This window comes from Microcoleus sp. D3_18a_C4 (genome assembly GCF_036702415.1).
Lineage (GTDB): Bacteria > Cyanobacteriota > Cyanobacteriia > Cyanobacteriales > Microcoleaceae > Microcoleus.
Map to the genome: position 1 here is coordinate 103738 of NZ_JAUBTI010000009.1, position 14777 is coordinate 118514.

Annotated in this window: 14 protein-coding genes and 1 pseudogene; 7 read left to right on the forward strand and 8 right to left on the reverse strand. The window is 46.0% G+C overall.

Features of this window, described 5'->3' with window-relative positions:
* Complete coding sequence (locus tag QUB16_RS07340; RefSeq protein WP_333315188.1) at positions 1-279, reverse strand: hypothetical protein; 279 nt, start codon at positions 277-279, stop codon at positions 1-3.
* Between the two features lie 497 nt (positions 280-776).
* Here QUB16_RS07340 and QUB16_RS07345 point away from each other — a divergent pair, with 497 nt between their 5' ends.
* On the forward strand, positions 777-1316 hold the full coding sequence (locus QUB16_RS07345; RefSeq protein ID WP_333315189.1) for a cyclic nucleotide-binding domain-containing protein: 540 nt from the start codon (positions 777-779) through the stop codon (positions 1314-1316).
* 241 nt (positions 1317-1557) lie between these two features.
* On the opposite strand, the gene QUB16_RS07350 is transcribed toward QUB16_RS07345, so the two are convergent.
* The 3 genes from QUB16_RS07350 to QUB16_RS07360 all read right to left on the reverse strand — a co-directional run bounded on the left by QUB16_RS07350 (position 1558) and on the right by QUB16_RS07360 (position 3309).
* On the reverse strand, positions 1558-1971 hold the full coding sequence (locus QUB16_RS07350) for a hypothetical protein (RefSeq protein WP_333247610.1): 414 nt from the start codon (positions 1969-1971) through the stop codon (positions 1558-1560).
* Between the two features lie 129 nt (positions 1972-2100).
* Positions 2101-2961: an FAD-binding domain-containing protein gene (locus QUB16_RS07355; RefSeq protein ID WP_333315191.1), complete on the reverse strand. Its 861-nt coding sequence runs from the start codon at positions 2959-2961 to the stop codon at positions 2101-2103.
* Positions 2962-2979: 18 nt separating this feature from the next.
* Positions 2980-3309, reverse strand: a complete 330-nt coding sequence (locus tag QUB16_RS07360; RefSeq protein WP_333315193.1) for a hypothetical protein — start codon at positions 3307-3309, stop codon at positions 2980-2982.
* A 205-nt stretch (positions 3310-3514) separates the two neighbouring features.
* On the opposite strand from QUB16_RS07360, the gene QUB16_RS07365 reads away from it, so the two are divergent.
* The 3 genes from QUB16_RS07365 (at position 3515) to QUB16_RS07375 (ending at position 6665) form a co-directional block, all read left to right on the forward strand.
* Positions 3515-4759, forward strand: a complete 1245-nt coding sequence (locus QUB16_RS07365) for a tyrosine-type recombinase/integrase (RefSeq protein WP_333315194.1) — start codon at positions 3515-3517, stop codon at positions 4757-4759.
* A 66-nt stretch (positions 4760-4825) separates the two neighbouring features.
* Positions 4826-6001 (forward strand): bifunctional diaminohydroxyphosphoribosylaminopyrimidine deaminase/5-amino-6-(5-phosphoribosylamino)uracil reductase RibD, encoded by a 1176-nt coding sequence (gene ribD, locus QUB16_RS07370; RefSeq protein WP_333315195.1) that lies wholly within the window; start codon positions 4826-4828, stop codon positions 5999-6001.
* A 52-nt stretch (positions 6002-6053) separates the two neighbouring features.
* Positions 6054-6665 carry a hypothetical protein gene (locus QUB16_RS07375; RefSeq protein ID WP_333315196.1) on the forward strand — a complete coding sequence of 204 codons (612 nt, stop codon included), beginning with the start codon at positions 6054-6056 and terminating at the stop codon, positions 6663-6665.
* Positions 6666-6955: 290 nt separating this feature from the next.
* Here QUB16_RS07375 and QUB16_RS07380 read toward each other — a convergent pair whose 3' ends face one another.
* Entirely contained in the window at positions 6956-7870 is a 915-nt protein-coding gene (locus QUB16_RS07380; protein ID WP_333315198.1) for a PPC domain-containing protein, read from the reverse strand.
* Positions 7871-7963: 93 nt separating this feature from the next.
* Between QUB16_RS07380 and QUB16_RS07385 the strand changes: the two genes are divergently transcribed.
* Positions 7964-9667, forward strand: coding sequence for an NAD(P)/FAD-dependent oxidoreductase (locus QUB16_RS07385; RefSeq protein WP_333315199.1), 1704 nt, complete (start codon positions 7964-7966; stop codon positions 9665-9667).
* 175 nt (positions 9668-9842) lie between these two features.
* On the opposite strand, the gene QUB16_RS07390 is transcribed toward QUB16_RS07385, so the two are convergent.
* Positions 9843-11093: a transposase gene (locus QUB16_RS07390; protein ID WP_333315200.1), complete on the reverse strand. Its 1251-nt coding sequence runs from the start codon at positions 11091-11093 to the stop codon at positions 9843-9845.
* Between the two features lie 50 nt (positions 11094-11143).
* On the opposite strand from QUB16_RS07390, the gene QUB16_RS07395 reads away from it, so the two are divergent.
* Positions 11144-11365, forward strand: a complete 222-nt coding sequence (locus tag QUB16_RS07395) for a ribbon-helix-helix protein, CopG family (protein WP_333291848.1) — start codon at positions 11144-11146, stop codon at positions 11363-11365.
* Between the two features lies 1 nt (position 11366).
* Here QUB16_RS07395 and QUB16_RS07400 read toward each other — a convergent pair.
* Positions 11367-11822: pseudogene (locus tag QUB16_RS07400) on the reverse strand (RNA-guided endonuclease TnpB family protein); the annotation flags it as partial.
* A 592-nt stretch (positions 11823-12414) separates the two neighbouring features.
* Between QUB16_RS07400 and QUB16_RS07405 the strand changes: the two are divergent.
* A complete protein-coding gene (locus QUB16_RS07405; RefSeq protein WP_333315202.1) occupies positions 12415-14124 on the forward strand; it encodes an ABC transporter ATP-binding protein/permease in 1710 nt (569 codons plus the stop codon).
* On the opposite strand, the gene QUB16_RS07410 is transcribed toward QUB16_RS07405, so the two are convergent.
* Positions 14087-14752: a hypothetical protein gene (locus QUB16_RS07410; RefSeq protein ID WP_333315203.1), complete on the reverse strand. Its 666-nt coding sequence runs from the start codon at positions 14750-14752 to the stop codon at positions 14087-14089. The two genes, QUB16_RS07405 and QUB16_RS07410, sit on opposite strands and share 38 nt — an antisense overlap.
* Positions 14753-14777: the final 25 nt, after the last annotated feature.

Here is a 14777-nt window from a genome sequence, read left to right on the forward strand (position 1 = left end):
TTAATCCTGTTTAATTGATGGGTCGATCGCGCGTCTCGCTTGCATTCTACAATACTGTACTTGGGGGCGCTGCACTCGCAGCCACGCCGGAAAAACCCGGTTTTTGAGGGCGCACCAGCTCGAAACCAAGAGACAGCAAGCTTTCAAAACAGTTTTGGCAACCCCGCCGTCCCAAGCAAGTGCAGTTAATACAACGCGATCGGCTGCTGCAGGGTTTATGACAATTAATGTAGAATAATACCACCGATCCGAGAAATATTTGTGGCTCGATCGTGTCAAAATTACTGAATATTGTCAGGAACCTCAGCCCTGACGGCATGAGGCTTGAAAGAGAAATCTAACAAGCCATCCTGACGGGCTTAAGTCTTTACTGACTACGTTTTTTGGGTCACGATACCGGAGAATGCGAAGCTAGTTTTCCGCTCTATCGCTTGCAACTAAACAGTCTTAAGGTCACGCTCGACGGTGTTGCTAGCTGGCGCAAGCTCACTAAACATTAGCGAAGCTAACTTTACCCCAGAAATGGGAGTTTGAGGCAACCATACCTCATGGGAGGGGCAACCATACCCCTCCACCCCGCGAGGGGATTCAAATTAAATGTAAAGCCGTGCTAAAAGCACGGGGTTTCTACCCATTTTTAGGATGAAAATTGTGTAAAATTTAGTCTTCTATTCGTAAAGTTTAGCCTTCGCTTTCGCTCAGGGTCTGACCATCTCACAACAGCACGCAACTAAACAAGTAAAAAAATACAAATTATCTCATCTCAACCTGACTTTATGAGCAAAGTTCTAGTGATATTAGGCGAATTGAGCGATCGCGACATCGATTGGATGCTCGCCAACGGCACCCGCACCCAAGTCCTCCCCGGCACAACCCTAATCACCGAAGGTAAGCCCTTAGACGCCCTGTACATAGTTCTGGAGGGAACTTTGAGCGTTTCTGTATCATCTTTGGGCGACAAAGAAATTGGAAAAATTATTTCCGGGGAAGTGTTAGGCGAAATGTCTTTTGTAGACGGGAGACTTCCTTCTGCTAGCGTCACGGCAATTGAAGAGTGCCTCATCCTGTCAATTCCCCGCCGGCTGCTAACGGAAAAACTCGAGAAAGACGTGCTTTTTTCCCTGCGGTTTTATCGGGCGATTACCAAATTTTTGTCGTCGAGACTGCGAGGTACAGTCAAACGCTTCGGCGATGATAGTGAGGGTTTAATATATGAAGATCCCGACGGCGAGGACGGCAGCCCGCAAAATGTCGAAAATCCAGATTTGGCGGCATCGAGATTTCAATGGCTGTTGGAGCGTTTGAAGGGGAGTTGAAGTTGGGAGCATCTCAATGAAAGCAGGCAAGCTAGAAGTTGGAGGCAGGAGGCAGGAGGCAGGAGGCAGGAGGCAGGAGGCAGGAGGCAGGAGGAAACAGGCAGAAGGAAGGGGGCAGAAGAACTGTTTTTACAACTATGAGATGCTCGCTTGAAGTTCGGCAACAAGCAGTGTACAGGACTTAATGGATTTAACACCAATTCCCAGTTACCAATTTCTAGTTACCATTTCCCAATTACAATTAGAAAACATATTTTTCAGCGACGCGCCAATAGCGAGAAAAACGCTTCAAATCAATGTAACCATCGTAGCGGACAAAGGGTTCGGGTGGCAAAACTTCTACGGGGTGCGATCGCTTAATTTCCCGGCAAATATCCTGAAACCGAGGACTGGGACTTTCGGTAGTTACCACTTGATTAGCGCCGGATTCGATCGCAAAAGCGATAACTTCTGCCGCCACATCGCCCCGCCGAATAACTACCGGCAACTCCAGCAAACATTCGTAAATAAACACCATTCGTTTGAGACTCAACTGCCATTCATCAATGAGCGCATCATCCCAAACCCAGATTGCCGGTGCCTCTGGGTGCGCTTGAAAAGCCGGGCCTTCAGGACTCAAGCAGTCACCGTGCAGCCAAATAATCGGATTGTTCATAAATTGCGAATTGTTGACTGTTAACTGTTGACTGTTGACTGTTGACTGTTAACTGTTGATAACTAATGACTAATGACTAATGACTAATGACTAATGACTAATGACTAATGACTACTGACAACTGACTTTTTAATTTCTGCGACCTTTTTTAGGCCGATCCCAACTTTTAGAACCGCCGCTACGATCGACCTTTTCTCCATGAGGAAACAACTTCCCTTCCAAATATTCGTAAGTTCCCTCAAAATCGCATTGCCCATACAGAGGACAATCGCGACAATAAACCGCCTTCGTGTAACGCTCCAAATTTTCCCGATTAAAAAAATAAGGTTTGTGACTAAAAGTGCTAGCTACCCACTGCCAAGAAAGATTATTGCTCGCCGGATCTCCATCTAGCAAATGTTGCAAAAACCAGCGAGCTCCGGCTTGCCAGCGCACGCGGCGCCAGTGTACGAGATAAGCAGCAGTCCACATCCGCTGGTGATTGTGCAAATAACCAGTTTCTCGCAACTCGCGGCTGAAACTGTCGATGCAAACCAAACCAGTCGTGCCCTCGACGACATCCTGCGGCAGAGTTTCGCTGTAATATGAAGCAGTGTAACCAGTTTTGTAGGCTTCCCGGTCTTGCCAAATCCCGTTGCCCAATTCGGCGTACAGTCGCTGCCAATAATCCCGCCAACCCAACTCGTTGACGAGTTTTACTGCCTCTTCTCGATGCCGCACCTTCTCCAGTACGGCATCCCGGACTTCCGCAAGACTCAAAACCCCGTAGCGCAAATAGGGCGACAAGCGCGTTACCGCACCGTTGAGAAAATTGCGGGTTGAGGCGTACTTGCCGGGGTCAATTTGTTGCAGGGCTGTCTCGGCTGCTTTCCGCCCGCCTGGGGTTGGGGGTAGGCTGCTGTCCCCGGCGGCGGCTTCGGGGAACTGTTCGCGCACGTAGGCTATTAATTCGTCGCGGCTGGCAAATTCCCGCTTCATGTCCTGACTCATTGTTTTTTCAAGCGCCTGCTATTCTTTCCTCATGTTAAAGCTATTCGATCGAGCGTGCGGGGTCGATCGCCCTACATTGCCCTGAGTTCCTGGTAACTCACATGGTGCACCATTGTCAGCAACAGGCTTTCCGGCCTGTTCCATAAAAGATAAATTTTCTTGTGGAACAGGCCGGAAAGCCTGTTCATAAAAGGCTAATTGAGAATGGTGCAATATCTCAGTGGTAACGTACAGTTTGCCCCAGCAGCAATTGATCGTCGGTTCGCAGCCAAAATTAGCATCAAAGTGAATACACTTTAATCGTAAATATGCTATTCTGCTTTTATAGTAGTTTCTAGCGAAGTACATCTATCCCTCGATTTACCGAGACTTGATAGAAATTTGATAGAAACCAGAAACCCTTACAGAACCTTGAAAAATCAATATGTACGCTAAAACACCAGCCCTACCAGAGACGATTACTGTTCAGTCCGATAAAGGTAGCCTTCGGTTACAATTCAGCACTAAGTACAATCCCATTTTTGGCGGGAAGCGGAAGCATCAGGGTTTAGGGATGAAAGACACACCCGAGAACTGGCAAAAAGCAGTTGCGATTGCTTACCGGATTGAAGGTGACTTGCAGCACCCAGACTGGCAACAGTTGTTTGACCCCAGTTTTGCTAAGTACGGTTTAAAAACCAAGTACACCGCTGAATTGAAATTAGCAGCACCAATACCTGAGCCTGAACCTGAGATGACAGTAGGGGCAATGTGGGAGGATTACTTGATTTGGAAACAACCACAATTGCAGCCGACTACGTTTGAGACTATTTTTCGCGGAACTTACACCAACATCATCAAAGGATTGCACTGGGATTATTCCCGACATGAATTTATTGACAATGGAAGTGAAATATATAGCCTCTTGCTTTCAGACAGCAATCTAGAGCAACGGATTACTCAACAAACTGCAAGTGTTAGAAATAAAGTACGGGTTCAAGCCGAACTTTCTCAAGCTTTTGCCAGATTACAATCTCTGGGTAAAACAAAGCTTACTGTTAACCCGTTTGTGACTATCGGTGAAAATACAGAAAATAAAACTGATAAGTACAAACCAACAATTAACGCAGCAGGAGAAGTTAAAGAATGGTGGGAGACTGATAATACTGACATTGATTCTAATGAAAGCGACCGTCGCGCTTTTACTAAGGAAGAGCGAGATACTATTATCAAGGCCTTCTATGAGTCTTCAAGTCGGAGACATCGCCAAGCTGCGCCGTTAGTTGAATTTCTGTTTTTAACTGGATGTCGTAGTGGTGAGGCTTTCGCAATGCGATGGCAAGATGTATTTATTGGACGTGACAAAAACTATGTCAGATTTAGTAAGTCTTATAACGGACGATTGAAAAACACTCAAGTTACTAAAACGGGTGAGGTGCGACTGTTCAAAATTTACCCTAAGCTTAACGATTTGTTGAATCGGATTAAGCCTATTAACGCTAAATACACTGATTTAGTTTTTGTTAATACACAAGGTAATTCTTACAACACGAATACTTTTGGTGACTTATGGCAAGAGGCCCGTTGCGGTGCAAAAGATAAAGTTTATCGCTATCCCGGCATAGTTACACAACTTGCAGAATCTGGCGCAATCAGTTGCTACCTCAGTCCTTATCATACCCGCCATACGTTCCTTACCCTTATGGCAGAGGCTGGCACAGACTTACTTTTGTTAGCTACTGCTTGCGGTAACAGCGTTGAGATAATACAACGACATTATTTAGGGGTTAATACAGAAGCAAACTTCCCAGATATCTAACCTGTTTTTACCTGTAGAGAGTGTTAAAGTAAGTACACTCAGGGATAGATATCATACCAAAATCTCATGGAAACTTTTCCGGCGGACGCTCAAGCGATCGCCAGCTTAGCTAACGGACAGCAGCAAGGTACAAAACAACTGGAAAACAGCGAAGTTCAAGAGTTCGATCGAGCAATGATGCGCCGCTGCATAGAATTGGCTCGCCGTGCTCTGGGCAAAACCGCACCCAACCCCCTTGTCGGTTCTGTAATTGTCCGAGACGGCAAGATTGTCGGCGAAGGGTTTCATCCCGGTGCCGGTCAACCTCACGCCGAAGTTTTTGCGCTCCGGGAAGCGGGGGAACTCGCCGAAGGAGCGACCGTCTACGTGAACCTGGAACCCTGCAACCACTACGGCCGGACTCCCCCCTGTTCCGAAGCTTTAGTTAAGGCCAAGGTGGCAAAAGTAGTGGCTGGCATGGTCGATCCGAATCCTTTGGTAGCTGGAACTGGGCTAGCCCGGTTGCGAGAGGCTGGCATTGAAGTGGTGGCGGGAGTGGAAGGGGAAGCTTGCCAGAAACTCAACGAGGCGTTTGTTCACCGGATTTTGCACCGCCGGCCTTTTGGAATTTTGAAATATGCAATGACTTTGGACGGTAAAATTGCTACCAGTAGCGGCCACAGCGCTTGGGTGACAGGCGAGGAGGCTCGGAGCGAGGTACACCGGGTGCGCGTCGGCTGCGATGCTGTGATTGTTGGGGGAAATACGGTGCGTCTAGACAATCCCCTACTGACGAGTCACCAGCCTGATAGGAATAATCCCCTGCGGGTGGTGATGAGTCGCACTTTGGATTTGCCGAAGTCGGCGTGGTTGTGGGAAACCTCTGTGGCGGCTACTTTGGTGCTGACTGAGCCTGGGGTTAACCCGGAATTTCAGGAATTTTTGATCGCCAAAGGGGTGGAAGTTGTGGAGCTCTCGCCTCTGACACCGACTAATGTTATGGCTTATTTGTACGATCGATCTTTTCTTTCTGTACTCTGGGAGTGCGGCGGCACTTTGGCCGCGAGGGCAATTGCTGAGGGTGCAGTTCAAAAAATTATGGCTTTTATTGCTCCTAAAATTGTCGGTGGCCAAGGAGCTCCAACTCCTGTGGGAGATTTGGGCTTTTCGGCAATGACTGAGGCTTTGACTTTAGAGCGGGTTTCTTGGCGCGCGGTGGGTGCAGATTGTGTGGTAGAAGGCTATTTAAAAATTAAAGATTGAAAGTTAAAAGCGAGTCTTTTGAGTTTTTGATTTTTAACTTTTAACTCCTTTTATGGTTGAAATTCTGATTTGGAGTTTGATGATTGGCAGTCTCGGCTTGGAGGCTGCGCTTGTGGGTCTTTTGGTGAACCACGAGCAATTGGATGCGGGGCAAAAATGCGATGAGGAGGAGGAAGTTTTGACTCGGTACGAATCTCAAGAGGATAATTTTAATGCGCCTGAAAATGCGCGCTCCAATGGCACTCCCCCATCTGATCCCAATTCTGTTGATTTGACGGTTTGGGAGTACAAGATTGTGCGGGCTAGCAACGATTTGTTCCGCAATCCGGCGATTTTTCACAAGCTATGCCAGGAAGAGGCGGAAGTTGGCTGGATTTTGCTCGAAAAGCTAGACGACAGGCGGGTGCGGTTCAAACGTCCGATCGCGCTGCGGGACGCGCCGAGGCCTAATTTACCAACGTTTGACCCTTACCGCACTCATTACGGCCCGATCTCGAATGCGATGACTTGGGCTGCGACGATCGTGTTTCTGAGTGCGATCCTGCTTCCTGCTATTTTGGGCTATGCTTTAGTGTCTACTACTCTCACCAGAAGTCGCTCTAATTGGCCTCCGGCACCTGTTCAATCTTTGCCTTCTCCCAGCGGGCCAGAAACTAATAAGTGAAACCTGGGCAACTTGTCGATCGCCCTTTTTGCAACCTGTTTTATAGCAAGTCTAAATCATTTGTGAACCCGATGTTTTTTTACGAACCGCGAAGGCGCAAACACCGCGAAGGAAGAGAGGAGAAGTGATATCGTTTCCGGTTGCATCGGAATGATTTAACCGCAGAGGGCGCAGAGAACGCAGAGGGGGAGAATACAGAGATGAATACAGGACGATGCTACCGGATTTGATATGAGGAGAAGTCTGGGTTGGTTTGACTGATTTAGGCTTGCTATATACGTTATTTTGATTTAAATTTCGGGCGGTATTACTGAGGGAGCGGATAGCAATCTCAAGTCATAATTTGTATCGCCTTGAAATTGAGAAACGCGGATGAAATAAGTCCCCGCAGGCAAAGCCCCATTGCTGACAATTGTTTCTGATGCCGTGCCTAAATTGTTAGACGAAGCAATAAAATCCTCTAATCCAACTGCGCCGTTGCCGTTGAGATCCTGAATTAATTCTACATCAACATCTGCACTCAAACCGTCGAGAGTTAAACTGAAAAGGCTGGGAGTATTGAGGATGAAACTGTAAATGTCGGCTGGTTCAGCATTTCCCACAAAATCGCTCGCAGTTTGAATTTCTGTGAGAATGCCCAGGCTTTTTGCTGCGTTCAAATTGTCGGCGGGAGCGGGGAGAGTGCTCAATAGTCCTTCTTGTTGACCGAATTGAATGTAGTGGTCGATCGCACTTTTAACTGCGCCGCTTTGGACGGCGGCTGCTACCAGCGGATATTTTTCTAGATAAAAGCTGGGATCGAAGAAAACGCTGGGTTTGCGGTTTTCTAATTGACCGGCTTTCAAGTAGTGTTCAAATGGGGTAAATTGATTTGTTTGGACTGCTATCTGAACGTCTGGGTTGCTTCCTAGATAGAAACCAATATCAAAGAAAGGGTTGGGGTTGCGTCGTTCAAATTGACCGAATCTAATAAAGTGATCCGCTCCTGAAAAGCCGTTGAGTTTGGCTGATACCGCTACATCTGTATTGGTGTCTAAATAATAGCTGGCGTCGAACAGGGCATTCGGGTCGCGATTTTCAAATTTGCCAATTTTTCGGTAGTGATCGAAGGGACTCGATACCGTGCCTCTGGCAACTGCTACGGCGACATCTGAGTTGTTTTCGAGATAAAATTTGCTGTCGAACAGTGTTCTAAGGGTTAGCATTATTAAAAAAATCTCTCTGGACTTTAGTCTGGAAAGTGCACGATCGAAAATCCAGTTTACATCAAAGTTTTGTTTTGTGAGGATGTCTTAATTATGGCTAAATCTGCACTGATGGCAATGCTGCGCCGCGCTGCGAGTATTGCCCAGAAATCAAGGGAAACGGGCATTCCGGCTGATGAACTGCTGGGGATGCTGAGCGATCGCATTCCTAATTCTGCCATATCTCGTCGCCAGTTGCTGCACGGGGGTTTAGCTGCTGCGGGGGCGGCCGCTGCTGCGACTTTTACCAGGGATGGAGGGGGAGCTTTTGCTCAACAGGGCGGACGATCGCCGATTTTGGTTGTGGGTGCGGGAATTGCGGGTTTGACGGCCGCTTATCGCTTGCGCCAAGCGGGCGTGCGCGCCGATATAATCGAGGCAACTAACCGCGTGGGGGGGCGGATACGCACGGTTCCCAAGGTGGCTGGAACGCTAATTCCGGCGGATTTGGGAGGAGAATTTATTGACACCGGTCATACTAATTTAATCTCGCTGGCGACGGAATTGGGTTTGCGGGCGATCGACTTAGCCCAGGTGCAGAGTGGATTTGTGAAGGATACTTTTTTCTTTCAAGGGCGACGACTTCCTCTTGAGCAAATAATCGCGGATTTTGCGCCGCTAGCGACTAAAATTAATGGAGATTTGGGCGCTATCGGAGATAACATTAGCTATCAAGATTTTACGGAAGCAGCGGAAAGATTGGACAATCTTTCGATCGCTGAATATCTAGACCAAGCTGATACTAGCACGCTACTGCGACAATTGTTGCGGGTTGCTTATACGGTATTCTACGGTCGAGATCCCGAAGAACAGTCGGCGTTAAATCTACTGTTTTTAATCGGTTCTGAATCGGGCAGTTTTGAATTGTACGGCAACAGCGACGAGCGTTATCAAATTGACGGCGGCAACAGTCAAATTATCAACAGTTTGGCGGGTCAATTGTCGGGTTCGATCGAGGCGGGGACGGTTTTGGAAGCGATTACTCTTTTGCCGGATGGCCGCTATCGGGTAAATTTGCGATCGGGACTAAGCGCGTTCGAGCGTACTTACGAGCGAGTTTTGTTAACTTTACCGTTCAGCACTCTGCGAGACGTTAAAATTAACGTACCTTTGCCCCAACCAAAGCGGCGGGCGATCGAGCAGTTGGGTTACGGTACTAATTCTAAGTTAATTACTGGCTACCGCAGCCGAATTTGGCGGGAACTTTATCGATCGACTGCTTCTGTTTATAGCGATTTAGAATTCCAGAGTACCTGGGAAGCTACACCTTTCGCTCCTACTCCTAACGGTTTAGTTACTAATTTTACAGGCGGAAAGCAGGGTTTGTCGATCGGTGCCGGAACTCCAGAAGACCAAGCACAAAGATTTTTGAACCAATTTGAAAGAGTTTTTCCCGGAGTGAGAAATTTGCGATCGGGCAAAGCTGTGCGAGCTTATTGGCCGGGAGAACGCTTTTTCAAAGGTTCTTATTCCTGCTATTTAGTCGGACAGTGGACGCAAATGTACGGTGTTGAAGGCGAACGAGTTGGCAATTTATATTTTGCCGGAGAACACACTTCGCTGGAAAATCAAGGTTACATGGAAGGCGCTTGCGAAACTGGACAAAGGGCGGCTGTTGAAATTTTGCAAGACTTGGGTTTGATACCTTCTGCTAATGCTTTGAATACTCGAACTGCGAGCAGTTTGAACAATCCCCGTCCCAGCCGGAAAGTTCCCGGAGCCCGGAATCTTAGGAATAGAAAGCCGAGTATTAGATAATCTCGTAAGGTGGGCATCTAATTCTTGTGGGCCGTTGCTCCTAGCCCGTGCATCTAATTCTTGTGGGGAGTAGGGGTTGGGCTTCTAGCCCGCCCAAAAATACAATTTAGATGCCCAACAGCTTAAAGCCATTTTACTGATTTTGACACTCCTCGCGCTGAAGCGACGAGGATTCTTAAGACCACAATTTCTGTCTTAAAGGTGCTGTCAATTCACCCCTACTGATTCCGCTTAGAGCGAGTCCAAGCATCACCGCTACTTTTCTACCAATATTTCCGCAGGCATTACAATCTGCATTAATTAGCCAGCCCTGTGCAGTTCGGTACAAGCCACGCTTAATTCGTTTGCCACTTGGAAGCCACCCTTCGGGTTTCTCGCCGATTGTAGGTAGCAAATCATTATCGACAAACGAAGCCTTCGACGAATAAGACTCCTCAGTCTCAACAAATCTCAGACCGTATTGCTCGCACAGTTGAGCAATCCTATCTTTCAATCTGCCCGTAGGGATTTGCACAAACTTTTGATTAGTTTTGCGAACCATATTGGCAGAATTTTTTTGTCCTTTATTCCATCCGAATACAACCGTTCCTATTTGATTGTTTAAACAATGATTAATTACCTTCCGGGCTGCCTTGTTGACGGCATCTCTCATCTGACGATTTCGTTTCTCGGTTATACTGGCAAGTCTTTTAGACCAAAACCCGTTAGCTTTCCCATTCATCAGAAATGCAACTTGCTTGTTGTAACCTTGGTTGAGAGATTTTAAATGCTTACCATCGACAATAAAACTTGTACCAACGTTGCTCACACAAGTTAGCCAATTATCGATACCGTGGTCAATCATCAAGCATCTGGCAGGGTCTACATCTGATTGGACTTCAGTAGTTTTGTAGACAAATTCTAGGTAGAAGCAGCCGTTTCGAGGAAGAATGCGATATTCTCGAATCTCCTTGAAATCAAGATTAGAAGGCATAGGCAAGTAAAACGCATCTAAACCAAACCACGCTTTAACCTTACTGCCTAGGGGAAATCTCAACATTCCGTCTTTAAGCTTTACCGACCTGCCTGTAAACGTCACTACAGCCATTGGGCCTTGACGATATTTTGGTAATTTAGGGCGGTCTGCAATTACCCCATTCTTAAACGCATTCATTAGTCCCAGAAAGGACTTGAAAGATTCTGCTACGCCCGTTAATATTTGCTGAGCAGTATCAGAGTAAAATGCTTGATAGTGTCGATTCCGATTTTCTGTTCCTAAAACCTTGTGTAACTGAGCGCGATTCGGAACTTTGCCAGTTTTAAAATATAGCTGGCGGGCGTAATAAGTTCCGCAATTAGAAAGCTTTGCAGATTCAGAACACAGGTATTCCAGAATTGCCTTAATCTCTGAATCTGCTCTAATTAAGTTTTGTTGACAGCCAAACATGAGTTATCCTCCTTGCTATACCATAGTACAGCAAAACACCGGATAATATCATGAAGAAACGTTTAGATTTTCGGATTCAAGAATCTGAATTTAAAATTCTTGAAGAGCATTGCAAAGCTGTAGGCAGGACTAAAACCGACGTACTTAGGGAGTTAATCAGGAGCCTCAAAGTCAAAGAAAAGCCGTCAAGCGAAGGACGGGGCTTCAGACCCAGTTTTTTTGGTGAACTACCAGACGCTGACCACTTAAGTGGTACAGCGCTGGCTTCCTGATTCAACGGGGCGGCGCGTCCAACAAAACCGAAGTTTTGCCAGATCGACTTACATCCCCTCCACAGGCAGAAGCGCTAGTTCCTAACGCCAAAATCCGCAAGGCTTCATTTCTAATGTTGATGGCGGCGTTGACATCACGATCGTGGTGAGTACCACAATTCTGGCAACTCCATGCTCTAACATCAAGAGTGAGAATATCAACTCGATTTAGGCATACATGACAAGTCTTAGAGCTAGGAAACCATCTATCGATTTCGACATATTGTTTTCCTTCACTCTCCGACTTGTACTTGAGCATTGTGCAGAAAATACCCCAGCCAACGTCACTAATGGATGAAGCTAAATTATGATTCTTTACCATGCCTTTGATGTTGAGATTTTCCACTGCAATAACTTGGTTTTCGTTAACTATCTTGCGGGATAGCTTTTGTAGAAAATCTTCGCGGTCTCGGGCAATTATAGCGCACAAAAAAACGATATTGATTCGCTGTCGCTCAATTTATTTTCGGGCTGCGTTTTCATCCCGACGCTCACCTTCGGTAGAGCGCGGGACTTCCCATTCGCATTAGTTAAATCGGAACTTACCCCCTGCGGGGGTAGTTCTGGGGGCTGTATTTTTTGTCCCGTCTCGGTTTTAGCGACTTGACTGCCGACAAACCGTAGTCATGTATTTAAGATTTTCTCAATATTTAGGGCGAGAGTATTGTTCTATGATGAATTTAAGCAAAAACCCAGCCACATAAGGGTTGTAAGAGATTGTAGTCATCTAAAAGACTTAGAGGCTCCGGGCAAGTCTCACCTCGCAATGGTTTCAGACGGAACTTACCCCGTGTGCGGGGTAAGTTCCGCTTCATCAGTAAATTACTGATGTTCAAGATGTGTCATCTACCTTAAGATAGAAATCCTGAAGTGATCCGAGCATCATTAGGGAAGTACCACGGGATCATCACCCATATCAGGTGTCGCTGATGGACAAGAACGATGAGAATTGCCCCATCCGCTACAGATAGTTTCCACCAAAGCACAATTTTTTTTACCCATAAGAAAAGATGAATCAATTGAAGCAGTCGGTAAAGCAGTTTTGGTCGATCGCAAACCCCTACTTCTTTTCCAGAGAAAAATGGGGAGCTAGGGGGTTGTTCGCCCTCGTAATGTTATTAATGCTAGGTTTCAATGGTGTAAGCATAGTCCAGAGCTATATTATGCGGGACTTGATGAATGCAGTCACGGGAAAGAATGTTTCAGACTTCTATAAGATGTGGCTGATGCTATTGGGTGTGTTTGCCATATTCACGCCCCTTATGGTTTCCTTCTTCTATTCGCAAAATGTACTGCAACTCTACTGGCGAAAGTGGCTAACGAATCACTTACTGAAGAAATATTTTAGCAATCAAGGTTTCTACAAAATTAAGTTCAATGATAAGGTTGATAATCCCGATCAGCGTTTAGCTGAAGACGTTAATTTGTTTGTTAAGCAAAATATTGATATTTGGGGATTATTATTCAACCAAGTTGTCACAATAATTTCTTTTCTCGGCGTTCTCTTTACAATTGACAAGACCCTGACTTTAGTTGTATTTATACTGGCTGCTTTTAGAACTGTTTTCACTATCTTTATAGGTAAGAGGTTAAGTAGATTAAAGTTCAATCAGTTACAACGAGAAGCAAATTTTCGCTATAGTTTGGTTCATCTTCGAGACAATAGTGAATCCATTGCATTTTACCGAGGTGAAGAGCGTGAATTTAGTGCAGTATCACAGCGATTTAATGAAGTTTTGAATAATTTTAATAACCTGATTGTCTTGCAGCGTAATCTTGGTTTCTTTACCAAAGGAACCGAGATGATATTTACAAATTTACCTATAGTTTTTTTAGCTCCTCGATACTTTGCGGGTCAGATAGATTTTGGGCAGGTAACGCAAGCTTCTGGAGCGTTTGTGTCTATTTTAGGTGCCCTGGGCTTTATTGCCGAGCATTTTGATATGCTAACTAACTTTACCACTCAGATTAATCGTTTAGGAACATTTGATCGGGTTCTGTCCGAGCAAATGGCAGCACCTCAAGCCGGCATGGCAACGATTGATGTTGTGGAACAGCACTATCTAGCCCTCCAACGGGTTACCTTAGAGACGCCTAACTATGAGCGAATCTTAGTTAGAGATTTATCTTTCAAGGTGGGGCAGGGTGAAAGCGTCTTGATTGTTGGACCTTCGGGCGCTGGCAAGAGTTCGTTAATGCGAGCGATCGCAGGATTGTGGAATGCGGGTACGGGTTGCATTGTCCGTCCTAAACCGGAGGAAACGCTGTTTTTGCCCCAACGGCCTTATATGCTGCTAGGGGACTTACGCAGCCAATTGCTATATCCCAACACCAGCGGTCAAGTTACTGATGAACAACTGCACGAAGTGCTCGAACAAGTCAATCTTTCCCATTTGCCAGAACGGGTAGGTGGATTTGATGTGGAATTGGAATGGGCTGATGTTTTGTCACTAGGAGAACAACAACGGTTAGCATTTGCACGCCTACTGCTGACTAAACCTCGCTACGCTATTTTGGATGAATCAACGAGTGCATTGGATGTGGCTAACGAGAGACGGCTCTATCAGTTGCTCAAAGAAACAGGAACTGCCTTTATCAGTGTCGGTCACCGTCCGACTTTGGTACAGTATCACGAGCAGGTCTTAAGGCTAGTTGGTAATACCAATTGGCATCTGATATCGGCTAAAGATTACAGCCCAGATCTCGCCGAGTTTGCTTGAAAAATGCAATTGCCGAACTGCAAGTAATGGTCTTTACCGTATCCGCCTCAAAATTCCCGGCGTGCGATCGGGTAGAACAGAGTAACTTTTGACCGTACCCGTCCATCACGTCATGGTGAGAACTTGCTATTTTCTCACCTTTGTTGTTAAAAATTGGTTTAGTAACTGGGAAATCAGGCGTTCCAGTATCTTTATATTCGCTAGTTACAGTATAAAAAATTCCATTTTTAGCAAATTCGGGATGCAAGACAAAATAGGAAAAGCTTTGTTGTCCGGACTGCTCATGAAACCCTCTACCTACTTGACTTTTAACATCCATGTAAACAGCGGCAGTACGGTCAACAATGACATAGAGCTTGCCGCGCATATCATTAACAAATAAACGTCCGCTACCGTCACCTGGGGTAATAAGCAGGTTCAATCGAGCTGCCTTGTTTTCATCTTTGTCACTCCCGCTATCAGGAATCCTTACAATTTCTTCCAACCCGACAGAGAGTTTCGACTTGGTGATCGGTTCGGGAATAGGATTTTTTGTGATCCGAGCTGAGGAAATACTGGTAAATGCTAACACCGAAAAAAAAACACTACAAATCCAATAAGGAAAGGTAGATTTATTGATAATGCTCAATTTTTTACTATAGTAAAATTTGTCA

Coding starts and splice junctions, on each gene's coding strand:
- QUB16_RS07345 (WP_333315189.1), top strand. CDS start 777: ATGAGCAAAGTTCTAGTGATATTAGGCGAATTGAGCGATCGCGACATC.
- QUB16_RS07350 (WP_333247610.1), bottom strand. CDS start 1,971: ATGAACAATCCGATTATTTGGCTGCACGGTGACTGCTTGAGTCCTGAA.
- QUB16_RS07355 (WP_333315191.1), bottom strand. CDS start 2,961: ATGAGTCAGGACATGAAGCGGGAATTTGCCAGCCGCGACGAATTAATA.
- QUB16_RS07360 (WP_333315193.1), bottom strand. CDS start 3,309: ATGTACTTCGCTAGAAACTACTATAAAAGCAGAATAGCATATTTACGA.
- QUB16_RS07365 (WP_333315194.1), top strand. CDS start 3,515: ATGAAAGACACACCCGAGAACTGGCAAAAAGCAGTTGCGATTGCTTAC.
- ribD (WP_333315195.1), top strand. CDS start 4,826: ATGGAAACTTTTCCGGCGGACGCTCAAGCGATCGCCAGCTTAGCTAAC.
- QUB16_RS07375 (WP_333315196.1), top strand. CDS start 6,054: ATGGTTGAAATTCTGATTTGGAGTTTGATGATTGGCAGTCTCGGCTTG.
- QUB16_RS07380 (WP_333315198.1), bottom strand. CDS start 7,870: ATGCTAACCCTTAGAACACTGTTCGACAGCAAATTTTATCTCGAAAAC.
- QUB16_RS07385 (WP_333315199.1), top strand. CDS start 7,964: ATGGCTAAATCTGCACTGATGGCAATGCTGCGCCGCGCTGCGAGTATT.
- QUB16_RS07390 (WP_333315200.1), bottom strand. CDS start 11,093: ATGTTTGGCTGTCAACAAAACTTAATTAGAGCAGATTCAGAGATTAAG.
- QUB16_RS07395 (WP_333291848.1), top strand. CDS start 11,144: ATGAAGAAACGTTTAGATTTTCGGATTCAAGAATCTGAATTTAAAATT.
- QUB16_RS07405 (WP_333315202.1), top strand. CDS start 12,415: ATGAATCAATTGAAGCAGTCGGTAAAGCAGTTTTGGTCGATCGCAAAC.